Source organism: Streptomyces sp. NBC_00354, assembly GCF_036106915.1.
Classification (GTDB): Bacteria; Actinomycetota; Actinomycetes; order Streptomycetales; family Streptomycetaceae; genus Streptomyces.
This window is the reverse complement of the sequence record NZ_CP107984.1, coordinates 22,464-44,624: the sequence shown is the minus strand read 5'-3', so window position 1 is coordinate 44,624 and position 22,161 is coordinate 22,464. Positions and strand designations below refer to the sequence as shown.

Here is a 22,161-nt window from a genome sequence, read left to right as displayed (position 1 = left end):
TCGAGGCCCGAGGGGATTGTGAGCGGGGCCGGGAAGGTCCCCTCAGACGGAGGCCGCGCCCGCGCCGGCCGGTTCCGCGTCCGGTGCGGGGCTGGTGATCTGTGTGGCGTCGAGCAGCCCGGGGAACCGGGCCTCGAGGTCGTCGCGCCGCAGGGTGATGATCCGGGTCGTGCCCCGGACCTCGGTGTGCATGACACCAGACTCTCGCAGCACCTTCAGGTGGTGCGAGAGCGTCGACTTGGCGATCGGGTAGACGAGCTGGCCGCAGGAGCGGGATCCCTCCACGTACATCACGCGCGCGATGTCCCGACGGATGGGATCGCTGAGCGCGTGCAGCACTCTGTCCAGGGAGAACTCACACCGATCAGGATGGTAGAGCGGGCTGCGCATGGGCGACCTTCTTCGTGTGGGGGGCACCGGGGCCGCGCGCCTCCCCGGCGAGCACCTCCGGGCCTGGCAGATTCAACGTTCTACGATTATAGAAGAACGAAGTCGGCCGGAGGAAGGGGCGACGGGCCTCGGGGCCCGTCGGCCGGTGCCGCGGTGTCGGGCACTCGGCCTCGGGGCCGGGCCGCGGGCTCAACCGCCGGGCACGAGCACGATCTTCCCGCCGACGCCGCCCCGCAGGGAGTGCGCAAGTGCCCCGCCGGCCTGCTCCAGCGGGTACCGGGCGGCCACAGGCAGCTCGAACGGGGCTGTGCCGATCAGGTCCAGAGTGCTCGCCAGCTCCAGCGGGAGATGCTCCAGTAGGGGGACCCCGCGCGCGTGGGCCGCCGCGTCCGGGACGATCGTCACACGGCGAGCAGCGCCCGCGACGAGCCGGACTGCCGTCTCGGTGGGCTCCGGCCCGCCTGCGCAGTCGACCGAGGCATGGAACGGTCCGAGTTCCGTGAGGCGTTCCGACAGCCCCTCCCCGTACACGACCGGGGTCGCCCCCGAGGCGCGGACCAGGCCGTGGCGGGCGGGAGAGGCCGTGCCGACCACCTCGCCCACGCCCAGCAGCAGGGCAAGCTGCACCACGGCCAGGCCCACGCCGCCGGACGCGCCGTGCACCAGCAGCCGTTCCCCGGGCTGCAGCCCCACCCGGCGCAGGGCCGAGTAGGCGGTACCGACGGCCACCGGCAGGACGGCGGCCTGTTCGTCGGGGAACCGGTCCGGGCGGAGGGTGAGTTCGTCAGCCTCCTGGGAGGCCGCCACGGCTTCGTACTCCCGGAACGCGCCGGGTCGGCCGTGCCGGATGACGTGATCGCCGACCCGGAAGCGGCGCACCCCAGCGCCGACCTCCACGACCTCGCCCGCCGCCTCGACACCGAGGCAGCCGCCGGGCAGGTCCATCGGGACGTGCTCACGGACCGCGCCGGAGAGGATCTTCCAGTCGATCGGGTTGACCCCGATCGCGGTGTACCGGACGACCACCTGACCGGGCCCGGCCACAGGATCGGGCACCTCGGCCGGGTACAAGACCCCGGGTTCCCCGTACTGGTCGAAGAGGAGGGCGGTGCTCACGCGCTCGCCTCCTGCTTGCGGAAGGCGCTGGCCGCCGCGTACACGAAGAGCGAGACCAGGTAGGCGGCGACGGTGAACCCGGCCACTCCCCAGAACCCTGTGACGTTGCCGAGGAGCAGCCCTCCGACGGCGCCACCGACGGTGGTGCCCACGTACATCGCGGAGTTGGAGAGCGAGGAGACGGTGCCCCGGGCGGTTTCGGTCTGCGACTGCAGGATGCTCATGAAGACCGGGAAGACGCACCCGCCAACCATCATCACCAGTGCCAGCAGCGTCAGCGCCACCGCCAGGTTCGGGGAGAGCGGAACCAGGCAGTACAGGGCGCCCATGGTCAGCACGCCGGTCAGCAGAGACCGGTACAGGCCCAGGCGTGCGACCAGGCGGCTGCCGAACAGGGAGCCGATCACGTTGCCTGCACCCACCGCCATCATCGCGGTGCCGACGGAGGCGACGTTCAGCCCGAAGTCCTTGGTGAACCAGGAACCGAGGAAGGAGATCGCCTCGAAGTTGCCGGTCTGGAAGACGAGGTAGCCCAGCAGGTACCAGCGCAGCCGGCCGGTGCCCAGTACCGTCTTGTACGCGCTGAGGATGGCCCTTGCCCCGCTGCCTGCGCCGGGCCGGCCCGGGACGGACGGGAAGAGGCGGGCGAGCAGCAGCCACAGCGCCACCGAGAGGCCGCCGATGGCCCAGAAGGGCAGGTGCCAGGAGCCTGCGGCAAGCCAGCTGCCGAGCGGGATGCCCGCGAACTGGGCGATGGACAGCCCCGCGGTGGCGAAGCCCATGGTCCGGACGATCTCCTGGGGCTTCACAAGCACCGGGATGGACGCCCAGATCTGCGGGGAGACGAACGCGGCGCTCACACCGGCGAGGAACCGGAAGAGGATCATCGTCCAGAACCCCTGCGCGAATCCGCACAGTGCGGTCATGACGATGAATCCGGTCAACCCGGTCAGCAGCACCCGGCGCCGGTCCCGCCCGTCCGAGATCGGCCCGGCGATCAGGGCGAAGAGGGCGTAGCCCAGGGCGTAGGCGCTGACCATCCAGCCGGAGACGTCGGGGGAGACGTCGAAGGCGTGGGTCAGGGTCGGCAGCAGGGGGGCGACGAGGAAGGTGTCCGTCCCGATGACGAACATCGTGGCGAACGCGAGGAAGGCGACCATCCGCGACGAGCGGACGGCCGGAGCCGGCACCGGCGTCGCGCCGGTGGTGGAGGAGGCGCGTGAGGTGGTGGTCATGTCATCATCACCGCCCAGGAGCGGTTGAGTTTCCCTTCGAGCATGTGCAGTGCCTGTATCGCGATGAATCCCTCGTCGGTGGTCTCCGAGGGGGCGCCGGGCGCGCGTGAGAACCCTCCGTCGGCACTCTGGCGGACGGTGATCCACTGGACGCAGGCCTCGGTGTCGGCTGGCAGCGCGCCCATCATGTAGAGCCCGCCGATGGCGTGGTACGAGCCGACGAAGCTCTCCGCGCCGTCCGTCCGGTAGCGGAAGCCTCCAGCCTCGGTCTGCAGGCCGCGCAGCCAGAGGACGGTCTCGTCGGAGTGCGGCGGGTGCAGGCCGAGGGCGATCAGGGCGCCGATCACGCGGAAGGTCGCGAAGGTGTCGGACGGGGAGCCGGGCCGGTTGCCGTAGCCAGCCGTCCGGGTTGCGGCACGCGAGCAGGTAGGCCACCAGGTCGTCTTCCCGCTCGGGGCGGACGCCCAGGGCGACGAGGGTCAGGGTGGCGAGGTGGGAGTGCCAGGCGTCGCAGGGGAAGCCGGGCGCGTTGCCGAACCCGCCTTCCGGGCGCTGGCAGGACCGGAGAAAGGCCACGCAGGCGTCCCGGTCGAAGTCGGGGTGGTCCGCGCCCCCCAGCACGACGGCCGTCAGCACCGCGCAGTAGGTGGTGAACGTCTCGGATGGCAGAGCGGGTTGTTCGCCGAAGCCGCCGTCCGGGTTCTGCGTGGCGAAGACACCGGTGAGAACACCAGGTGTGTTCGGCACCGGCTCGTCCAGGGCCAGCAGGTCGGAGACGACGTGCAGCACCGAGAAGGTCTGTGCGGTGCGGTCGGAGCGCAGGCCCAGCGGGGACCGGTATGGGGTGAGGCCGTAGCCCAGGCCGGAGGCGGTGGAGCGCAGCCAGCGCAGGTAGCGCCCGATTTCGATGAGCCCCTCTGACAGCCGTCCGGTGGTGACGTGTCCCAGGTCGTTGTCGAACGGGTCCGGTTCCGGACGCTCGATGAGCTCCGGCGCGGTGCGGGGGGCGACCACCCGGTCGCCCAGGGCGGCCAGGGCCAGCAGCTGGGTGCGGGCGTGCTTGCCGTGGAAGGGGACGTACGTGGTGTTGCCGACGGCGAACGAGCCGGTGGTGCGCGGGGGCACCATGACATGTCGGGCGAGGGGGACCGTCGGGTCTACAGGGGTGGAGAACCAGCTGCCCTGGCCGTGGAAGACACCGCCTGCCACAGGGTCGGTGTTCCGTTCCAGCTCGGCTTCGGCCTCCTGTGCGAGGGCCTTCAGGACCGGTCCGCTCTGCGCGTCCGGGTCGTCGAGCGCGGCTACGGTCCGCGCCGCCAGGGCGAGAAGGGCGTGGTCGGCGACGAACTTCGCGGGGAACGGCGAGTCGGGGCGGCCGTGCAGGGCGGCCACCGCGTCGACGCGCACCACGGAGTCGGCGGAGCTGCGGTCCCAGTAGCCGCCGGTGCCGACGTGCTGGTGGTGGCCGTGGACGTGGACCAAGGCCCGGCGGGCTCGGTCCGCGGCGCCGGCGCGACCGCGGCGGTGGAGCGCCGCCCAGGCCAGGGCTGCCAGGGCGGCCGATCCGGTGCGGTGGCCGCGGAGTGTGTCCGGCACCCCTCGGGGGGTCAGGCAGTCCCAGACGGCGTCACCGTGGGCGTAGCGGTCCAGCCGGTCGGCTGCCGCGTCGAGGAAGGCCGAACCGGTCCTCGGGGTCAGGGCGTCGGCTGCCAGGATCAGTACGGTGGTCTCCTCCAGCGGGCCCGCCTCGTCCAGGACCATGGTCGCGGAGCGGTCGAGCCGAGCTGGCCAGTCGTGTCCGAGGACTGCCTCGACGACGCGGTCCAGCCGGCTCTCTGCCTCGGTGAGCAGAGTGTCGTCGCCGGTCAGCGTCCCGGCCCGGTGCAGGGCCCAGGCGGCGAGCGCCTGCACGGAGGGGGTGCGGACATCGCCGATCGGGTGGGGTGCGCCGGTGACGTCGAGCAGCTCGCGGAAGCCCGGCAGGTCCGGGTCGTCGAACTGCTGCAGGGCGCCGAGGAGTCGGCGCGCGAGGTTGGTGTCGTCCGGGCCGGGGAGGGTCAGGAGGGCCAGTGCGGCGTCCCGCAGGGTGCGGTCGGGGGTGATCACGTCGGTGGAGTCGCGGCCGAGGACGGCCGGGACGCGGGCCTCTTCGTCAAGGAAGTGTTCCCGGACGAAGGTGCGGAGGGAAGGAGGACTGGTCATCGGGTTCCTTTGGATCCGGAGCGCGTGGGTCGGGCGCCCGCTCCCGAAGTTCGTTGTTCGTAGAAAATCGAAGTAAGGGGAGCGTAGCAGAAGATCCGGCGCGACAGCACGGGAGGGAAGGGGAGTTGAGGCGAGCGACGATGTCAGGAGCGCGACAGGGCTTGGCGTGGTTGGTCGGCGCAGAAGACCACGCCGGTGGTGAAGTGGCCGGCGGAGACGTCGCCGACGACGACGGAGTCGGGGGCGACGACCGCCTTGTCGCCGAGTCGGCAGGGGCCGACGATCGTCGCCCCCGCGCCGATCGCAACCCCCGCGCCGATCCGGACCGGCCCGCCCCGCCAGGGCAGGGAGCGACGGCTCAGGTCATGGCCGCTGGAGACGACCAGGGCGCCGTCACCCAGGTCCGCCCCCGGCTCGATGTCGATGCCGCCGGACCCCTCGAGGATCGACCCCGCGCCGATCCGGACGCGCGCGCCGACGCGTATGCCCCCGCGCGGCGATGGCCCGTCGGGGCGGCCCATGGCGATCACCCCTGCGCCCAGGCGCACATCTGGGCCACCGGAGAGGGCGGCGTCGAGGAAGCCGTCCCCGACTGAGGTCCAGTGGGCGGGCGGAAGCGCCCGCCCGGCGTCGCCGCGGGCCCGGACCCGGTCGATGATGGCAGTGAAGTCGGGCGCCTCGTCCTCCTCCACCTCGCGCCGACGCAGCACGCGCGCCGGACGGCCCACGACGATCACATCGGAAGGGACGTCCGCGAGGACGTGCGCCCCGGCAGCGACGACGGCGCCAGGGCCGATGCGGACCCCGGGTTCCACCACGGCTCGCGCGCCGATCCAGGCGCCGGCCCCGATCGTGACGGGGGCGGCGCCCAGACGTCCGATCCGGGCCAGTGAGGCGATCTGGCAGCCGCTCGCCACACGGACCCCGTCCAGTCGACAGCGGAAGCCGACGAAGACCCCGCCCGCGAGGGCGGACCCGCGTATCGAGGTGCCGAACCGGATCCAGGTGCCAGGCCCGATGGTCGTGTCGGGCGCCACCTCGGTGTCGCCCTCTATGAGCGCCGACGGCGCCGGGAAATGTTCCATGTAGCCGGAAACTAGTGTTCTGCGGTCAGCTCCGCAACCTGCTGTCGAAGTTTCTGCTCACCTTTCCCGCGTGGTTCATCCGGTATCGAAACTGTTTTACGTCGACACTTCTTGGGGGAATGCTGAATTCCGCTTCTGCTTCCCAAGTGCGAACTTGACGAAGCCATTGCCCTTCGTGCGGCTGTCGGCGCGCCCCGCTGACCTCGACCTTGGCTAGTATAGTGTTGCGCAGGCATGTTCGACGTTCTACGATCATTGGACATCGCCTCCGGGCCGCGGCTGCGTCCAGGCCCGGAGGGCGCGGGGGCAACGGGGAGCGTCGGATAGGCGATATGGTTCCGCTCCCTCTTCTTTCCGTATTTCTGTAGACGGCGCTATGCGCCGCGGAATATCGAGTGACACCGTCGAAGGGCGGATACATTTCATGCACATATTAGTGACCGGTGGTGCTGGTTTCATCGGCGGAAATTATGTGAGAAGGCTTCTCGACGGCCGGTCGGACCTCGCAGTCGACCGCGTGACCGTGCTCGACAAGCTGACGTACGCGGGCAACCTCGCCAACCTCGCCCCGGTGGCGGACCATCCCGGGCTGCGGTTCGTCGAGGGCGACATCGCCGACCCGGACCTCGTCCCGCAGCTGCTTGCCGACGTGGACGCGGTGGTCAACTTCGCCGCCGAGACCCACGTCGACCGTTCCATCCAGGACCCGGCCGAGTTCGTCCGTACCAATGTCCTCGGCACCCAGAACCTGCTGGACGCCGCACGGACCGTCGGCCTGGCGAGGTTCGTCCACATCTCCACGGACGAGGTCTACGGATCCATCGACGAGGGGGCCTGGACCGAGGAGTGGCCGCTGGCCCCCAACTCGCCCTACGCGGCCGCCAAGGCCGGGGCCGACCTGCTCGCCTTGGCCTACACGCGGACTCACGGCCTGAACCTCTCCATCACGCGCTGCAGCAACAACTACGGCCCATACCAGTTCCCCGAGAAGGTCATCCCGCTCTTTGTCACCACCCTGCTGCGAGGCGGATCGGTGCCGCTGTACGGCGACGGCCTCAACGTCCGCGACTGGCTCCACGTCGACGACCACTGCCGGGGCATCGACCTCGTCCTCGCCAAGGGCGAGTCCGGACAGGTCTATAACATCGGCGGCGGCCGGGAACTGACCAACCGCCGCCTCACCGAACTGATCCTCGAAGCCTGCGGCGCCGACTGGTCCGCCGTCCGCCCGGTCGCCGACCGCAAGGGCCACGACCGCCGCTACGCCCTGGACGACTCCAAGCTGCGAGCCCTCGGCTACCGCCCCGAGGTCGCCTTCGAAGACGGCCTCGCCGAGACCATCACCTGGTACCGGGAGCACACCGACTGGTGGCGCCCCCTTCTCTCCGTCACCCCAGGTGTCCGCACCGGCGACACAAGCACGACCGCTGACGCCGACTGACGGCCCGTCCCACCTCACCCACCCAAGGCCCGGCGCCCAGCGAACCGGCGCCCTGTGCCAAGCGCCCCAAAGGGGGAACCATGCGCGGCATCATCCTTGCCGGCGGCTCCGGCACCCGCCTGCGCCCACTCACCAGCGTGCACTCCAAGCAGTTGCTGCCGGTCTACGACAAGCCGATGATCTACTACCCGCTGTCCGTGCTCATGCAGGCCGGCATCACCGAGATCCTGGTCATCTCGACCCCCCAGCACCTCGACACCTACCGGGCGCTCCTCGGTGACGGGGAACGCCTCGGCGTCTCGCTCAGCTACACCGTGCAGCAGGAAGCGGGCGGCATCGCCGAAGCTCTCACCCTCGGCGGCCGGTTCGCCGACGGGCAGGACATCTGCCTCATCCTCGGAGACAACATCTTCTACGGGCACCGGCTGCCCGACATGCTCCGCGCCGAGGCCGAACGCCTCGACGGCTGCACCCTCTTCGGCTACCCGGTCAGCGACCCGGAACGGTACGGGGTGGCCACCGTCGACAAGGCGGGGAACATCGTCACCCTGGAAGAGAAGCCCGCCGCGCCCGCCTCCAACCTCGCTGTCACCGGCCTGTACATGTACGACGGCGACGCGGTGCGCCGGGCCGCCGAGCTCACCCCCTCCGACCGCGGCGAGCTGGAAATCACCGACCTCAACCTCACCTACGTCCGCGAGGGCCGGGCACGCCTGGTCAATCTGGGACGCGGCTCGGCCTGGTTCGACACCGGCACCCACGACAGCCTCTTGGAGGCAGCGATGTTCGTACAGGTGCTGGAGAAGCGCCAGGGCATCCGGATCTCCTGCCTGGAGGAGGTCGCCTACCGGATGGGCTACATCGACCGCGAGCAGTTGGCCCTGCTCGGCAAAGAGCTCTCCCCCTCATCCGGCTACGGACAGTACGTGATGGAGCTGGCGAGCGCCTGAGCCGCCCGGCCCAGATCCCCCGATCGCCCGTTCACTCCCTCGCGCCCCCGTCCCGCAGTCAGACCGCGGCCCTGCCGCCAAGTCCGTCGCGACCTGCCGGGTTCTTCCCACCCGGCCGGTCGAACCGGCCCGTCCCCACATCGAAAGGTGCCACAGATGAAGATCCTCCACCTGCCGGCCGAAACCGGCACCGGCCACAACATGCGGGCCCTCGCGGTGGCCGCGAAAGTGCGCACGCTGTTCCCCGAAGCGGAACAGCACGTGTACCTCGGTTCCAAGAGCGCCCTGTTCACCCCGATGTTCGGAGCCCTCGGCGTGCACGTGCACACCGCCTCCGATCAGCAGGACCACGCCAACACCTCGCAGCTCACCCGACGCTTCGACTGGACCTCGTACGTCACCGGCTACCTCAACCGCACCTTCATAAGCGGCGACCGGATGCTCGCCGCGGTCGCGCTGATCGGCTCCATCCGGCCCGATGTGGTCGTCAGCGACTACAACGTCGCCGCGTGCCTGGCCGCCGAGATCTCCGGCGTCCCCTACGTCCTGATCACCGAGCGCTACGATTTCACCCTCGGCCAGATCGACAACGCCACCCTCCTGGAGGCCGGCTTCGACTTCGACGACCCCGAAGAGGTCGACGCCATCCGGACCTCGCTGACCACCCTCTTCGGATGGGTGACCCGTCGGGCCCGCGCTGTCCTCACCGACAAGCCCAGCGTTCCCGAACTCGACCGGGGCACCCCGGTGTTCGACGCCCTCGCGGCAGGCAACGGCCACGTCGTCGGCCCGATCGTCCGCGATGAGTGCGCAGCCGACCCGGCACCGCGCGCCGAGATCGACGCCCGGTTTGGTCTGCAGGGCACCGAGTACGCCATCGTCGGCTTCGGCGGCACCACCATGTTCACCGAGAACAAGGAACGACTGCTCGGTGAGTACCTCACCGCCTTCGAGAAGCTCCGCGTCGACCACCCGACGGCCCGGCTCGTCCTGATCGGCCGCCAGACGTTCACCGAGGAGCGCGACGGAGTCGTTTTCGTTGACTACGTCGCCGACTGGCACTCCCTGGTCAAGCACGCCAAGGTCATCCTCTCGCCCCCCGGCTGGCTCTCGGTCACCGAGCTAGCCGTGATGGACGCCCCGGTCGCCTACGTGCTCAGCGGACGGGACGAGTATCACGAGCGGGAGGCCATGACCCGGCTCGACCACCTCGGATACACCACGGCCACCGAGCCCGACGCCGACACCCTGCTCACCATCCTGCGCGCGGCCTTCGACGAACCGGAGACCTTCCGCGCCCGGGCCGCGGAGGCATCCCGGGCCATCGCGCCGACGGGCAACGGGGCCGAGGCTGCCGCAAAGCTGATCGGCCAGGTGGTGGCCGAGACCTCCGTCTTCCGGGGGCCCGCCGAAGCGGTCTGACCCGCCGCCCGTCCCGGTCGTACTTGCCACCACGCCCACGCCCATGCCCATGCCCACGTCACGATGACCATCACCGACCCAAGGGTGTTTCGATTGTCCGCGTACCCCGAATTCGCCGAGCCCCCCGCGCTGCCGTCGGTGACCCGCATGATGCTGCGCAACGAAGGCTCCACGACCGTGCTGCTGCAATCCCTCATGGACTCCCCGCTCTCCGCCGAAGTGCTGCCCGGCCCTGACCCGGCTACTGTGCGGACCTTCGGTCACCTCACCGATGTCTTTGGCGCCGGCCCCCACGCGGACCTGCGGATCCGGCGCTCCCGTCTGCGCGACCGCACCGGGTCCGTGGTCAGCGAAAATCTGATCACCTTCCGCCACACCGATGCCCCCCAGGTCATACCCCGGGACGACACCCCCTTCGGCCTGCACACACGCAGCCTGGGCCTGTACGAACGCCGCCGGATCCTCGCCACCGGCCTCACCGTCGAACCCTTCGGCCTGCTCCCCGCCGGCGCGCCCGGCCGTGCCTACGAAATCGCCTTCTCCAACCACGCCACGGTCCTCGTGCACGAGGTCTTCAATCCCCGCTTCCTGACCGCCACGACCGAGGCCGAAACGCAATCGCGCGCCGCCCTCCCCGACCACCAGCCCCGCTGGCCCGACCCCCGGGAGACGGCGCGCGTCCGACGGGTCCTCGCCCACACCGACCCGCTCGTCCCGATGGCAGAAGCCCGCGCCCTGCGGACCGAACTCGCCGGCCCGACATTCCTCCTCCAGGGCGGCGACTGCGCCGAGACCTTCGCCGACAACACCCCCCGCGCCGTACGCAACCGTGTCGACCTGCTGCGCGCCATGTCCGAGCGGATCGCCCAAGCCTCCGGGACCCGGGTCGTCACCGTCGGTCGGATCGCCGGCCAATACGCCAAGCCGCGCTCATCATCCGTCGAACGACGCGGCGACACCTCACTGCCCTCCTACCTCGGTGACGCCGTCAACGCCGCTGCCTTCACCGCCGTCGGCCGCATCCCTGACCCGCGCAACCTGCTACGCGCCTACCGCGAGTCGGCCAAGACCCTCTCCTTCCTGGCCGGATCGGGGGTCTACACCTCTCATGAAGCCCTGCTCCTCGACTACGAACTCCCCCAGACCCGCACCTCAACCGTCGACGGCGCCCGCTGGGCCCACTCCGGCCACCTGCTGTGGATCGGTGAGCGCACCCGGTCCCTCACCGGCCCGCACATCGAGTTTGCCTCCGGCATCGCCAACCCGATCGCCGTCAAGGTAGGCCCCGGCTGTACTCCTGACGAACTCCTCGCCCTGCACGCGGTCCTCAACCCGGACAACGTCCCCGGCCGACTCACCTTCGTCCTTCGGATGGGCTGGGCACTGGCTTACGAACGTGCCCGGGAACTGCTCACCGCGGCCTCCACCATAGGCCTGGCCGACCGGTTCGTCAGCGACCCCATGCACGGCAACGGGGTCACCAGCCCGGGGGGCGTCAAGACCCGCACCATGCGGGCGATCGAAGAGGAACTGCGCGGCTTCTTCGCCGCCTGCCAGGAGACCGGCACTCCTCCTGGTGGTGTCCACCTGGAGCTCTCCGGAGACGACGTCACCGAGTGCGTGGACGTGGACATCGACGACACCTGGCTCGGACACCGGTACCACACCTCGTGCGACCCCCGCCTCAACCCGTCCCAGTCCCTCCACCTGGCCGACCTGATCGCAACCCTCCTCGTCACCACCACCCCGGCCCTCAGCCTGACCGCCTGAGCGGCCGCCGGGTGCGACGCCGAGCGGGGGGCGGGGACGGGAAAACCGGCACCTGAGAGGGTGTACGGCTTCCCGTCCCCGCCCCACCACGAGATCCGCGAGGGCAGGAAAGAGGTAATGGGCTCTTTCTCTGGAACCGGCGCCCACCCCCGCCCGCCCCTCTGCGATTCGACCCAGCTCGAACCCGTCGCCGACGACCCGCGCCCGCGCTGCCTCCACGACTCCACCGACGAGGTGTACGGATCGGTCAAGACCGGCTCGTGGACCTAGGGGTGGCCTCTGAAGCCCGGTCCCTCCCACCGGCCCCGCCCCGACCCAGAAAGGCGCCCGCCCATGCGCGGAATCACCCTCGCCGGAGGCTCCGGCACCCGGCTCCGGCCGCTGACCAGCATCCACTCCAAGCAGCTGCTGCCTGTCCACGACAAGCCGATGATCTACCACCCGCTCTCGGTGCTTATGCAACAACACCGAGCAGCCGCGGGCCTCGGCAAGGGCCTGTCCCCCTCCAGCGGCTACGGCCGCTACGTCCTGGATCTGGCCGGCGCCGCATGATGACCACCAGTCGAACCCTGAGCGGGCGGGGGGCCGCCGTTGCGGCGGCCCCCCGCCCGAGCCACCGTCGCCCCCTCGTCGTGTCGGCCCTGTGCTGGCTGGTCGTCCTCTTCGACGGCATGGACGTCAACGTCTACGGGGCGGTGATGCCCCGGATGCTCGCCGACCCTGGACTGGGTTTGACCCCTGCCGTCGCCGGGACCGTCGGCAGCTGGACCACCTTCGGCATGCTCATCGGGGCCCTCGTCGCGGGCAATCTCACCGACTGGACCGGCCGTCGGCCGGTGATCGTCGGCTGCACCCTGCTGTTCTCAGCCGGTTCGGCGCTGTGCGCCGGCGCCCAAGGCGTCGAGGCCTTCGGACTGGGGCGGTTCATCACCGGCCTCGGCTTAGGCGGGGTCATGCCCACCTGCCTGAGCATGGTGATGGAGTTCGCGCCGGGCGCCCGAGCCGCCCTGACTGCCGGCGCGCTGATGACCTCTTACCACGTCGGCGGTATGCTCGCGACCGTCCTGGGCCTCACTCTGGCGGCCGACGGCGGCTGGCGCTCGGTGTTCTGGGCCGGGGCCGTGCCCGCGCTGGTGGCCGTACCGCTGCTGCTGTGGCTGCTGCCCGAGTCCCCGGCCGTCCTGCTCGCCAAGGGGCGCGCAGCCGAGGCCCGGAAGCTGGCCCAGCGCTACGGTCTGCGGCCCCCGCACGCCACCACGGCGCCGGCGGCCGGGGCCCGGGCCCGCTGGCACGCTGCCCTGGCCCTGCTCCGCGGCACCGGCCGCAGGGCCACCCCTCTGCTGTGGGTCGCGTCCTTCTGCGGACTCCTGCTCGTCTACGGCGTGAGCACCTGGCTGCCCCAGCTCATGCGGGCCGCCGGATACGGCCCCACGTCCTCGGTCGCCTTCCTCCTCGTCATCAACGCGGGCGGGATGGTCGGCATGCTGATCGCGGGCGCCGTCGCCACCCGGTTCGGAGCTGCCCGCGTCTCGGCGGTCTGGTTCCTGCTGACCGCGGCCAGCGCCCTGCTGCTCGCCGTACGGCTGCCACTCCCCGTCACCTACGTGATCGTCGCCGTCACCGGCATCTGGCTGTTCAGCGCCCAGGTCATGGTGTACGCCACCGTCCCCACCCTCTACCCGGCCCCGCAGCTCGCCGCGGGCATGGGCTGGGCCACCGGAATCGGCCGTCTCGGCGCGGTTGTCGGCCCGGCCCTGGGCGGGGCCGTCGTCGCCCAGGGCGCGCAACAGTGGGCCTTCGTCACCTTCGCCGCAGTCGGCCTGGCCGGCGCCCTGGCGATCCACCTCGCAGGGAAGACTCCATGTCACTCGGAGACCTAGACCAGATCGTGAAGGCCTACGACGTGCGCGGCGGCGTCCCGGACGAGTGCGACGAGCGCCTCGCCGAACTGTTCGGAGGCGCCTTCGTCGACGTCACGGGCGCCGACGCAATCGTGGTCGGCCAAGACACCGGCCTGGGGGACATCCGAGCCCTGACGGACCCGCCGCCGGACGTGGTCCCGATGCAGTTCGACCTGGACAGGACGTTCTCGCACCACGAGGCCAACCCGACGAACCCGAAGAACGTCGTGGGCCCCCAGGCCCTCGTTCACGCAGAGAAGGCCCAGGTCCGCGGCGAGGTCCTGACCCTGATACGGGAGGCACGATGAGCAGGCTGCGCTGGCTGACCGCCGGTGAGTCGCACGGCCCTGCGCTGGTGGCCACACTGGAGGGCCTCCCCGCCGGCGTCCCGGTGACCACCGGCCTGGTGGCCGCCGACCTCGCCCGGCGTCGGCTCGGCCACGGCCGCGGCGCCCGGATGAGGTTCGAACAGGACGAGGTCACGCTCCTGGGCGGCGTCCGCCACGGCCTTTCCATCGGCTCACCGGTGGCGGTCATGGTCGCCAACACGGAGTGGCCGAAGTGGCAGCAGGTCATGTCGCCCGAACCGGTGGATGGTGCGGCCCTGCGGGACAGGACGGGCCGCAACGCCCCCCTGACCCGCCCCCGCCCAGGCCACGCCGACCTGGCCGGTATGCAGAAGTACGGCTTCGACGAGGCCCGCCCGGTCCTGGAGCGCGCCAGCGCCCGGGAGACGGCGGCCCGCGTCGCGCTCGGGGCGGTCGCCCGCTCCTTCCTGCGGGAGGCCGCAGGCATCGAGATCGTGTCGCATGTGGTGGAACTGGCCTCGGCCAAGGCCCCGTACGGTACGTACCCCACCCCGGCGGACGTGCCGGAACTGGACGCGGATCCGGTGCGCTGCCTGGACCCGGCCGCGTCGAGGGCGATGGTCGTGGAGATCGACCGGGCCCACGAGGACGGCGACACCTTGGGCGGTGTGGTCGAGGTCCTTGCGTACGGCGCCCCGGTCGGCCTCGGCTCGCACGTCCACTGGGATCGCCGCCTGGACGCCCGCCTGGCCGGGGCCCTGATGGGCATCCAGGCGATCAAGGGCGTCGAGGTGGGCGACGGCTTCGCACTGGCCCGCGTCCCGGGCTCGAGGGCCCACGACGAGATGATCCCGACACGGGAGGGCATCAAACGCACGACGTCCCGAGCGGGCGGCACGGAAGGCGGGCTGACGACGGGCGAACCGCTCCGCGTGCGCGCCGCGATGAAGCCGATCGCAACGGTCCCCCGCGCCCTGGCCAGCGTCGACGTCGCCACGGGCGAGGCCGCCGTGGCGGACCACCAACGTTCGGACGTCTGCGCCGTCCCGGCGGCCGGCATCGTCGCGGAGGCCATGGTCGCCCTGGTCCTGGCCGATGCGGTGGTGGAGAAGTTCGGCGGCGACTCGGTCGCCGAGACCAGCCGCAACGCACGCTCCTACCTGGAGAGCCTCCGCATCCGCTGACACCCAAAAGGCCGGTCCCCGGGACCATGACGAACACCGCTGTCCTCCGACCGGACCCGCATACTCAGCGTGACCGTACCGGCCTGGCCGCGGTGCGCGGTACAGCCGTCGAACCCGGAGCCGGTGGTGGTGACCGGCGTCTGTACGGGACCCTTGGCCGGGTCCAATGCCAGGGCTGCCGGCCCGGGCTCGGGTGTCACTTGGAAGTCGGCGGTCGCCCTGAGCTTCGAATTGGCCGTGCAGCGGGCGGTGACGCGGTAGGTGCCCGGAGTTGCACCGGACGGAACCGTGATGTCGGTCTCGAACTCACCGTCGGCGCGGGCCGTGACGACGCTCGGGTTGTCGCTGCCCTCCCACGTGACGTGGATCTCGGCGGCTTCGGCAGGGCGCGGCTCGGGCGCGAGGCCGGCCTTCGTGCAGCTGCCGAATCCGTAGCCGTGGACCTCCACCCCTGCGCCCCGGCGGGCCCTCGGTCGGATCGAGCGTGATGTACCGCGCTGCCGCGGCCTGGACCGGCGGGGCGGCGGCAGGAGCAGCAACGGGCGCGCCCCACGCGAACACCGTGCTCAACAGCACCGCGGTCAGCGAGCGGCCGGCCCATGGGGCAAGGGGAAACATGACCCTCCGTGAGCTGCTTCCCATTCTCCTCCGGGTTCCACCGGCCCGCCTCCTCGCTGACCTGGTCGTTCGCCGGCAGTCCGGGCCGCGCCGGCGCGGTGTCCGGGGCCCGGGATGCAGGCGTGGTCCGCGCTCAGGTCGGCTGCGGCGTGGCCGTGCTGCCGAGGAGACGGTCCACGAGGAGTTCCGGGTAGCCGGAGGCCGGCGGGTCGATGCCGAAGATCGCCCGCAGGTAGAGCGGCGCGACGAGCTGGTCGAGGATCTGGTCGAGGGGTGGGGGGACCTCGCCGCGGGCGGTGGCACGGTCGCGGATGCGCTCGATGGCGCCGATGCGGCGCTCGAACTGCTGCGCGCGCTCCCCCTGAGCTGTGGCGCTGCCCGGCATGGACAGGGCGACGGCACGGATGAGCAGTCGCCCTTCGGGCGTGCGGATGCTCGCGACGCCCCCCTCGGCCCATGCCATCAGGTCGCCGCGCAGGGTTCCGGTGTCGGCCAGCGGCCAGTCCCGTTCGAGGCGGGTGACGACCACGTCGGCCAAGAGCGCCTCCCGGCTGCCCCAGCGCCGGTAGACGCTGGTGTGGTTCACCCCGGCACGCTGCGCGACCGCGGGGATGGTGAGGTCCGCGCCCTCGGGGTCGGACAGCAGGTCGATGACCGCCTGGTGGACGGCTGAGCGGACCTGCTCGGGGCTCTTGCGGAGGCGCGGGGCCGGTTGTTTCGAAGTCACCCGCACATCGTAAGCACAACTATTTGCTTATTGGCGCCCCAGGGGTCTACAGTCCTGCCATACGCACAGATCTGTGCTTAAGGAGAGTGTGATGAAGCCGCTGCTGTTCCCCGGCAACCCCCAGTTCTGGTACGAGACCCTGCGCTCGATGAGCCACATCGCCTATGGCGGCGCCGACTTCGGCGAGGTCGTCTCCACCAGCGAGCGCATCAAGGAAGGCGACTACGACAGCTGGCACGAGGAGTGGATGGCGACCGCCGACCGGGTCGCCGCGGAAGCCCAGCGGGCCCTGGACGCGGGACACACCATCAGCGCCCGGGACGGATTCCTGCGCGCCTCGAACTACTACCGGTCGGCGGAGTTCTTCCAGCACGGTCACCCGTGCGACCCCCGCCACGACTACGCCTACGACCGCAGCGTGACCTGCTTCCAGGCCGCGGCCGCGCTCTACGCCCCCCGCATCGAGCCGGTCCACATCCCCTACGAGGGCACCACCCTGCTCGGCTACCTCTACCGGGCCGACGACACCGGCACGCCCCGCCCGACCCTGATCATGCACAGCGGTTTCGACGGCACCGCCGAGGAACTCCACTTCAGCGGCGCCCTGGCCGCCGTGGAGCGCGGGTACACCGTCCTGACCTTCGACGGCCCGGGGCAGCCCGGCCCCCGCCACCACCAGGGCCTGGTCTTCCGCCCCGACTGGGAGAACGTCATCACCCCGGTCGTCGACTTCGCCGAAACCCTGCCCGAGGTCGACAACAGCCGCATCGCGCTCCTCGGGAGCAGCATGGGCGGCGTACTCGCCCCCAGAGCAGCAGCCTTCGAGCACCGCCTCGCCGCCCTGATCGCCGTCGACGGCGTCTACGACCTCGGCCAGATATCCACCCGCCACATCCCCGGCGACCGCGACGAGGCCGAACGGCTCCTGCGCGCGGATTCCGCCCCCGAACTCGACGCACGCTTCGAGCAGATCACCGCCCAGGACGCCACCGCGCGGTGGGCGATCAACCACGGCATGTACGTGATGGGCGTCGACAGTCCCCGGGCCTTCAGCGCCTCGTACCTCGACTACACCCTGAGCGGCGGCATCGCCGAGCTGATCCAGTGCCCCACCCTCGTGTGCGACGCCGCCGAGGACGAGTTCTTCAAGGGCCAGCCCGAGCAGCTCTACGAGCACCTGACCTGCCCCAAGACCCTGATGCTGTTCACCGCCGAGGAAGGCGCCGGCGCCCACTGCCACCCCGGCGCCATGCGCCTGGCCCTCGCCCGTATCTACGACTGGCTCGACACCACCCTCGCCACCGTCGCCTGACGCCCCGGCACACCCCCGACCGGACCCGACCGGACCGACCCGACCCGAGCAGACCCGAGCAGACCCACCCCGACCCACACCCGAAGGAACCCTCATGAACCGCACCGGTATCGAAGCCGCCCTGGGCGACCTGCTCTTCAACCACGACATCACCCTGGAGGAGGCCGCCGAGCGCCACTTCACCCCCGGGTACCGCCAGCGCACGGACGGCGACTGGGCCGACCGCGCCGAGTTCCTCGACCACATCAGGCACCTGCGCGGCATCGTCGCGGGCGGCAGCGTCGAGGTCCACGACGAGCTGTACGACCGCAACAAGTACGCCGACCGGCACACCTGCCACATCACCAAGAACGACGGCACCACCGTCACCATGGAGGTCTACGTCTTCGCCGACCTCGCCCCCGACGGCCGCTTCCACCGCATCGAGGAAACCACCCTGATGCTGAGCGGCTCCGACGCCGACCGCAACATCGGCAGCGCCCGCTGACCTCCACCCGACCGGCCCCTGACCAACGGACCCCGGGCCGCTGGCCGCCACGTGCCCGGCGACCGGTCGCGGGCACAGACTGGGGTTCACGTAGCGTCGGTTCCATGATCACCCCCGATACCCCCGATGCCCCTGATACCCCCGATGCCCCTGATGCTCTCGACGCCCTCGTTCGCCTCTGCCCGCCGCCCGCTGAACCACCGCCCGCGGTGGACTGGGCGCAGGCCGAGCGTGCCCTGGGTGCGGCCTTGCCCGCGGACTACAAGCAGCTCGTCGAGACGTACGGCGACGGCATCTTCGACGAGACGATCTGGCTGCTCGTCCCCGACTCCGCCTACAGCGACTGCGACCTGCACGCGCAGACGACGGAACGGGACGAGATCCTGACCGACCTGTGGGCATTCGAGGCGAAGCCCGCCGGCCTGCTGGAGGCGGGGGCGCGGGTCCTGCCGTGGGCGTTCGAGGAGGGCACGGGGGCGTTCCTGTACTGGCTGGCGCGGCCCGGGCAGCACCCCGACGAGTGGTCCGTGCTCTACAACGAGGGGCGCGGCCCGCTGTGGGAGAGCCACGACATGGGGTGCCTCGCCTTCCTGCTTGCGGTACTCACAGGAACCGCGGAAACGGAGTACTTCGGCCACCTCCACGAGGAGCTGAAGCTGACGGAGCACCGCTTCGCAACGGCCGGCCAGACCCTCGGAGCGTCCAGGCGCTGACGCTGTCCGGCTGGACCTGCCGTGCCGTGCGGGGAAGCCGGGTTCCGGCGCGGCGACGAGTCTGCGGGCGCCCGCAGGTCTATCTCTTGACGGAGACAGCCGACTCATCGGGAGCAAGCCATGGGCCTCATCCACATCGAGATGTTCGCGACCCTCGACCTCGTCGGGCAGGCACCCGGCGGCCCCGACGAGGACCCGGTGGGGTTCCCGTTCGGCGGCTGGCAGGCGCCGCTGCTGGACGAGGTCGCCGGGGCACAGGTCGGAGCCGCGTACGAAGGCACGGACGCCCTGCTGCTCGGCCGGCGGACGTACGACATCTTCGCCGCCTACTGGCCTCACCAGGAGGGCGGCCAGGACAACGAGATCGCCACCCTCTTCAACAGCGTCCCGAAGTACGTGGCCTCTCGCGGCCGGCCCGACCTCTCGTGGGCCGGGTCCACGCAACTCGGCCCGGACCTGGCCGGCGCGCTGCGCGAGATCCGCGACCGGCACGAGCACGTGAAGGTCGTCGGCAGCCTGAACCTCGTGCAGACCCTCCTGCGCGAGAAGCTCTTCGACCGTCTCGACCTCTGGCTGCACCCGATCGTGCTCGGCGTCGGGAAGAAGGTGTTCGACGACGGCGCGGTGCCCACCAACGTCACGCTCCTCGCACCCCCGGCAGCCGGCCCGAAGGGCACCGTGTACCTGCGCTACGGGCTCGCCGAAGGCACGCCCGCGACGGGGGACATGAGCGCACCCGATCGCGGTGTCGGAAGCGGCGACTGAGGCGACCCCACGCCTGGCGTCCTCGCTGCTGCGGTACCGGAACCGGGATACAGGAAGGCGGCCAGGGACCACGGCACCCGCGCCCGACGACGGTTAGAAGGTCTCATGCAACCTATTGCCCCTCACTCAAATCGATTATAGCCTCTAACGGTCGCTTGATGCTCTGCCGCTCGGCAACGCCCACCCGCCGAACACGGAACACCGAAGGGGAATCCCCATGCCCGGCATCCATCCCTGATCTTGCGTGGGTATCCCCGGCTTCAGCCAGGGAGGGAAACGCATCCTTGGACCGAAGGCGCGGAGCGCCGGGGTTCGCTGCGTTGTCAGTGGCCTCCTCTAGGTTGATCACAGAACCGAAGGGGGTGGGCCGGGTGATTCGTGCGTACAGGTTCCTCATGCGGCCCACCGTGGGCCAGCAGGTCGCGCTGGGCGGGATGCTGCGCGATCACTGCTCGCTCTACAACGGGGCGTTGCAGGAACGCCGTGACGCCTGGCGGCACGTGTCGAAGACGTCCGTCAAGTACGGGCAGCAGTCGGCGCAGCTCAAGGAGATCCGGGCATTCGACGCGGAGCGTCAGGGCCGCTGGTCGTTCTCCTCCCAGCAGGCGACGCTTCGCCGACTCGACAAGGCGTTCGCCGCGTTCTTCCGCCGCGTCAAGTCAGGTGAGGCGCCCGGCTACCCCCGCTTCCGGGGCGTCAACTGGTTCGACACGGTCGACTTCCCCAAGGACGGCGACGGCTGCCGCTGGAACTCCACCCCACACGATCAGGTCACCCGCGTCCGCTTCCAAGGCATCGGGCACGTCAAGGTCAACCAGCACCGTCCGGTGGTCGGCAAGGTCAAGACCGTCAGCGTCAAGCGCGAAGGCCGACGCTGGTACGTCATCCTGACGGCCGAGCAGAAACAGCCCGAGCCGTTGCCCCAGACGGGCAGCGCGGTCGGCATCGACATGGGCATAGCCTCGTTCCTCACCACCTCCAATGGTGAGCATGTCGCCAACCCACGCCACGGCCGGAAGGCCGCCGCGAAACTCGAAGCCGCACAGCAGAGCCTCTCCCGGTTCCCGCGCGTGCGCCGCGACAAGCGCACCGCCAACCACCGCCGTGCCGTCCACAAAGTTGCCGGCCTGCACCGCAAGGTCGCACGCCAGCGGCTCGACCACGCGCACAAGACCGCCTTGGGCCTGGTCCGCGAACACGACTTCATCGCGCACGAAGACCTCAAGATCCACAACATGGTCAAGGCCCCCGCGTCGAAGCCCGACCCCGGAACACCGGGCGGCTTCCTGCCCAACGGGGGCGCCGCGAAGGCCGGGCTCAACCGTTCGATCTCGGATGCCGGATGGGGGGTGTTCCTGACGATCCTGCACGCCAAGGCTGAGAGCGCCGGACGGGAAGTGATCGCCGTGGACCCCCGCAACACCTCCCGGACCTGCCCCGAATGCGGGCACGTCGCGGCGGAGAACCGGCCCACCCAGGAGAAGTTCCACTGCGTCTCGTGCGGCCACCAGGCGCACGCGGACACAGTGGGCGCACTCAACGTTCTACGGGCCGGGCTGGTCCGTCGCGACGCCCAACCGGCATAGCGAGAAACCCCCTCCTTCAGGGGGAGGAGTCACCGCACCCGCATCCAGGCCCTGTTCACCATCCCGCTCGCCATCAGCCTTCTCGGCGCCGCCGCGTTACCCGCCAATGCAGCAGCCTTACCCAGCCCCCGCAACGCCAAGTCCCTCACCTGCCGCGGGGCCGGCGTCGACCCCGCCGCCCGCGTCCGCCACCGGGACTTCTTCCCGCCGGTGACGCCGCCGGTCACCCGAACCAGGGTCGCTCGGCGGCTGCACTGGGCCACGGCGCTCCCGTACCTGGTGGCTCAGCTCGCCGCGTTCTCGTCCTCGTCCTCAGCCGCGCCTACCACCAGCAGCGTGCCACGCCCTGGTCGGTCCGGCTGACGGTGCGATCGGTCGGGTGACCAAAGGGCCGCGCACGGGCCTCAGCCCGTCTCCTCGGGCGGCGTGGAACGCGATGCACGGCGCCCCTGCCACCACACGGTCACAGCGGCGAGGCCACCGGCGGCCACGAAGAAGCCCACCTTCACCGCGGCCTTGCCGGACAGCCAGGCCGCGCCGACGCCCAGGTTCAGGCCCAGCCACCAAAAAATCGCGCACACACCTGCCGCAGCGAGCACTCCCGCCACGACACCCATTGCAGCCCGCAGCCATTGGCGTCCGCCGCTACGGTCCCCCGAGTCACTGGTCATGCGGACCACGCTAGGGACCCGTGGCGCGGTCTTCGTCCGCACGGAGGATGATCGTACGGGCAACTTTCGTCGCGGAAAGCGGCCGAGGCGCGAGCCGAAAGTACCTGAGCGTGCGCCAGGCTGCCGGGTTGTCCGAGTCGACGTCGACCAGTACGGGCGCCGCCATCGTCTTGGTCACGAACACCTCCGCGCAGCCCTGCATGCTGCACGGCTTCCCCACTGTCGCCGGCGCGGGCAACGGATCGCCGGACAGGAACCGTCCCTGACCGCGCGGCGGG

At 70.8% G+C, this 22,161-nt stretch carries 20 protein-coding genes and 4 pseudogenes; 15 read left to right on the top strand and 9 right to left on the bottom strand.

Annotation, left to right across the window (positions count from 1 at the left end; genetic code table 11):
* Nucleotides 1-42 precede the first annotated feature (42 nt).
* From OHT74_RS41175 to OHT74_RS41160, 6 genes and pseudogenes are all read right to left on the bottom strand, one after another.
* Nucleotides 43-390: an ArsR/SmtB family transcription factor gene (locus OHT74_RS41175; protein WP_328623537.1), complete on the bottom strand. Its 348-nt coding sequence runs from the start codon at nt 388-390 to the stop codon at nt 43-45.
* 189 nt (nt 391-579) lie between these two features.
* Nucleotides 580-1,506: an NADP-dependent oxidoreductase gene (locus OHT74_RS41170; RefSeq protein WP_328623536.1), complete on the bottom strand. Its 927-nt coding sequence runs from the start codon at nt 1,504-1,506 to the stop codon at nt 580-582.
* Complete coding sequence (locus tag OHT74_RS42375) at nt 1,503-2,888, bottom strand: MFS transporter (protein WP_443047778.1); 1,386 nt, start codon at nt 2,886-2,888, stop codon at nt 1,503-1,505. The genes OHT74_RS41170 and OHT74_RS42375 overlap by 4 nt, the downstream gene beginning before the upstream one ends.
* A pseudogene (locus OHT74_RS42370) lies at nt 2,837-3,118 on the bottom strand (prenyltransferase/squalene oxidase repeat-containing protein); the annotation flags it as partial. The gene OHT74_RS42375 and the pseudogene OHT74_RS42370, both read right to left, overlap by 52 nt.
* A 34-nt stretch (nt 3,119-3,152) precedes the next feature.
* A pseudogene (locus OHT74_RS42365) lies at nt 3,153-3,869 on the bottom strand (prenyltransferase/squalene oxidase repeat-containing protein); the annotation flags it as partial.
* 1,217 nt (nt 3,870-5,086) lie between these two features.
* A complete protein-coding gene (locus tag OHT74_RS41160; RefSeq protein WP_328623534.1) occupies nt 5,087-6,028 on the bottom strand; it encodes a DapH/DapD/GlmU-related protein in 942 nt (313 codons plus the stop codon).
* Between the two features lie 424 nt (nt 6,029-6,452).
* On the opposite strand from OHT74_RS41160, the gene rfbB reads away from it, so the two are divergent.
* From rfbB to aroC, 9 genes and pseudogenes are all read left to right on the top strand, one after another.
* Nucleotides 6,453-7,469: a dTDP-glucose 4,6-dehydratase gene (gene rfbB / locus OHT74_RS41155; RefSeq protein WP_328623533.1), complete on the top strand. Its 1,017-nt coding sequence runs from the start codon at nt 6,453-6,455 to the stop codon at nt 7,467-7,469.
* An 80-nt stretch (nt 7,470-7,549) separates the two neighbouring features.
* On the top strand, nt 7,550-8,419 hold the full coding sequence (gene rfbA, locus OHT74_RS41150) for a glucose-1-phosphate thymidylyltransferase RfbA (protein ID WP_328623532.1): 870 nt from the start codon (nt 7,550-7,552) through the stop codon (nt 8,417-8,419).
* A gap of 156 nt (nt 8,420-8,575) precedes the next feature.
* Nucleotides 8,576-9,841, top strand: a complete 1,266-nt coding sequence (locus OHT74_RS41145) for a hypothetical protein (protein WP_328623531.1) — start codon at nt 8,576-8,578, stop codon at nt 9,839-9,841.
* 93 nt (nt 9,842-9,934) lie between these two features.
* Nucleotides 9,935-11,611 carry a 3-deoxy-7-phosphoheptulonate synthase gene (locus OHT74_RS41140; protein ID WP_328623530.1) on the top strand — a complete coding sequence of 559 codons (1,677 nt, stop codon included), beginning with the start codon at nt 9,935-9,937 and terminating at the stop codon, nt 11,609-11,611.
* A 117-nt stretch (nt 11,612-11,728) separates the two neighbouring features.
* The gene (locus tag OHT74_RS41135) at nt 11,729-11,881 is read left to right on the top strand and encodes a hypothetical protein (protein ID WP_328623529.1); all 153 of its coding nucleotides are present in this window, start codon (nt 11,729-11,731) and stop codon (nt 11,879-11,881) included.
* 63 nt (nt 11,882-11,944) lie between these two features.
* Nucleotides 11,945-12,070, top strand: a pseudogene (locus tag OHT74_RS41130) (sugar phosphate nucleotidyltransferase); the annotation flags it as partial.
* An 89-nt stretch (nt 12,071-12,159) separates the two neighbouring features.
* Nucleotides 12,160-13,491 carry an MFS transporter gene (locus OHT74_RS41125; RefSeq protein ID WP_328623528.1) on the top strand — a complete coding sequence of 444 codons (1,332 nt, stop codon included), beginning with the start codon at nt 12,160-12,162 and terminating at the stop codon, nt 13,489-13,491.
* Nucleotides 13,473-13,619, top strand: a pseudogene (manB, locus tag OHT74_RS41120) (phosphomannomutase/phosphoglucomutase); the annotation flags it as partial. The gene OHT74_RS41125 and the pseudogene manB, both read left to right, overlap by 19 nt.
* Nucleotides 13,620-13,816: 197 nt before the next feature.
* Nucleotides 13,817-15,004, top strand: coding sequence for a chorismate synthase (gene aroC, locus OHT74_RS41115; protein ID WP_328623527.1), 1,188 nt, complete (start codon nt 13,817-13,819; stop codon nt 15,002-15,004).
* Here the strand turns inward: aroC and OHT74_RS41110 are convergent.
* Nucleotides 14,977-15,453 (bottom strand): hypothetical protein, encoded by a 477-nt coding sequence (locus OHT74_RS41110; protein ID WP_328623526.1) that lies wholly within the window; start codon nt 15,451-15,453, stop codon nt 14,977-14,979. The genes aroC and OHT74_RS41110 overlap by 28 nt on opposite strands.
* A 302-nt stretch (nt 15,454-15,755) precedes the next feature.
* Complete coding sequence (locus OHT74_RS41105) at nt 15,756-16,349, bottom strand: TetR/AcrR family transcriptional regulator (protein ID WP_328623525.1); 594 nt, start codon at nt 16,347-16,349, stop codon at nt 15,756-15,758.
* 91 nt (nt 16,350-16,440) lie between these two features.
* On the opposite strand from OHT74_RS41105, the gene OHT74_RS41100 reads away from it, so the two are divergent.
* The 5 genes from OHT74_RS41100 to OHT74_RS41080 all read left to right on the top strand — a co-directional run bounded on the left by OHT74_RS41100 (nt 16,441) and on the right by OHT74_RS41080 (nt 21,212).
* Nucleotides 16,441-17,661 carry an alpha/beta hydrolase family protein gene (locus tag OHT74_RS41100; RefSeq protein WP_328623524.1) on the top strand — a complete coding sequence of 407 codons (1,221 nt, stop codon included), beginning with the start codon at nt 16,441-16,443 and terminating at the stop codon, nt 17,659-17,661.
* A 94-nt stretch (nt 17,662-17,755) separates the two neighbouring features.
* Complete coding sequence (locus tag OHT74_RS41095) at nt 17,756-18,148, top strand: nuclear transport factor 2 family protein (RefSeq protein WP_328623523.1); 393 nt, start codon at nt 17,756-17,758, stop codon at nt 18,146-18,148.
* Between the two features lie 104 nt (nt 18,149-18,252).
* Nucleotides 18,253-18,861 carry a hypothetical protein gene (locus OHT74_RS41090; protein ID WP_328623522.1) on the top strand — a complete coding sequence of 203 codons (609 nt, stop codon included), beginning with the start codon at nt 18,253-18,255 and terminating at the stop codon, nt 18,859-18,861.
* A gap of 120 nt (nt 18,862-18,981) precedes the next feature.
* Nucleotides 18,982-19,626: a dihydrofolate reductase family protein gene (locus OHT74_RS41085; RefSeq protein WP_328623521.1), complete on the top strand. Its 645-nt coding sequence runs from the start codon at nt 18,982-18,984 to the stop codon at nt 19,624-19,626.
* A 371-nt stretch (nt 19,627-19,997) separates the two neighbouring features.
* Nucleotides 19,998-21,212 (top strand): RNA-guided endonuclease InsQ/TnpB family protein, encoded by a 1,215-nt coding sequence (locus OHT74_RS41080; RefSeq protein ID WP_328623520.1) that lies wholly within the window; start codon nt 19,998-20,000, stop codon nt 21,210-21,212.
* A 404-nt stretch (nt 21,213-21,616) separates the two neighbouring features.
* Here the strand turns inward: OHT74_RS41080 and OHT74_RS41070 are convergent, their stop codons facing one another.
* Nucleotides 21,617-21,883 carry a hypothetical protein gene (locus tag OHT74_RS41070; RefSeq protein WP_267003438.1) on the bottom strand — a complete coding sequence of 89 codons (267 nt, stop codon included), beginning with the start codon at nt 21,881-21,883 and terminating at the stop codon, nt 21,617-21,619.
* A gap of 47 nt (nt 21,884-21,930) precedes the next feature.
* Here OHT74_RS41070 and OHT74_RS42360 point away from each other — a divergent pair, with 47 nt between their 5' ends.
* Nucleotides 21,931-22,149, top strand: coding sequence for a DUF4232 domain-containing protein (locus OHT74_RS42360; protein ID WP_443047770.1), 219 nt, complete (start codon nt 21,931-21,933; stop codon nt 22,147-22,149).
* Nucleotides 22,150-22,161 lie beyond the last annotated feature (12 nt).

What these genes read in the sequence shown, in the direction of transcription:
- OHT74_RS41175 (WP_328623537.1), bottom strand. Translation starts at nt 390, where the DNA reads ATGCGCAGCCCGCTCTACCATCCTGATCGGTGTGAGTTCTCCCTGGAC.
- OHT74_RS41160 (WP_328623534.1), bottom strand. Translation starts at nt 6,028, where the DNA reads ATGGAACATTTCCCGGCGCCGTCGGCGCTCATAGAGGGCGACACCGAG.
- rfbB (WP_328623533.1), top strand. Translation starts at nt 6,453, where the DNA reads ATGCACATATTAGTGACCGGTGGTGCTGGTTTCATCGGCGGAAATTAT.
- rfbA (WP_328623532.1), top strand. Translation starts at nt 7,550, where the DNA reads ATGCGCGGCATCATCCTTGCCGGCGGCTCCGGCACCCGCCTGCGCCCA.
- OHT74_RS41145 (WP_328623531.1), top strand. Translation starts at nt 8,576, where the DNA reads ATGAAGATCCTCCACCTGCCGGCCGAAACCGGCACCGGCCACAACATG.
- OHT74_RS41135 (WP_328623529.1), top strand. Translation starts at nt 11,729, where the DNA reads ATGGGCTCTTTCTCTGGAACCGGCGCCCACCCCCGCCCGCCCCTCTGC.
- OHT74_RS41125 (WP_328623528.1), top strand. Translation starts at nt 12,160, where the DNA reads ATGATGACCACCAGTCGAACCCTGAGCGGGCGGGGGGCCGCCGTTGCG.
- aroC (WP_328623527.1), top strand. Translation starts at nt 13,817, where the DNA reads ATGAGCAGGCTGCGCTGGCTGACCGCCGGTGAGTCGCACGGCCCTGCG.
- OHT74_RS41100 (WP_328623524.1), top strand. Translation starts at nt 16,441, where the DNA reads ATGAAGCCGCTGCTGTTCCCCGGCAACCCCCAGTTCTGGTACGAGACC.
- OHT74_RS41095 (WP_328623523.1), top strand. Translation starts at nt 17,756, where the DNA reads ATGAACCGCACCGGTATCGAAGCCGCCCTGGGCGACCTGCTCTTCAAC.
- OHT74_RS41090 (WP_328623522.1), top strand. Translation starts at nt 18,253, where the DNA reads ATGATCACCCCCGATACCCCCGATGCCCCTGATACCCCCGATGCCCCT.
- OHT74_RS41085 (WP_328623521.1), top strand. Translation starts at nt 18,982, where the DNA reads ATGGGCCTCATCCACATCGAGATGTTCGCGACCCTCGACCTCGTCGGG.
- OHT74_RS41070 (WP_267003438.1), bottom strand. Translation starts at nt 21,883, where the DNA reads ATGACCAGTGACTCGGGGGACCGTAGCGGCGGACGCCAATGGCTGCGG.
- OHT74_RS42360 (WP_443047770.1), top strand. Translation starts at nt 21,931, where the DNA reads ATGATCGTACGGGCAACTTTCGTCGCGGAAAGCGGCCGAGGCGCGAGC.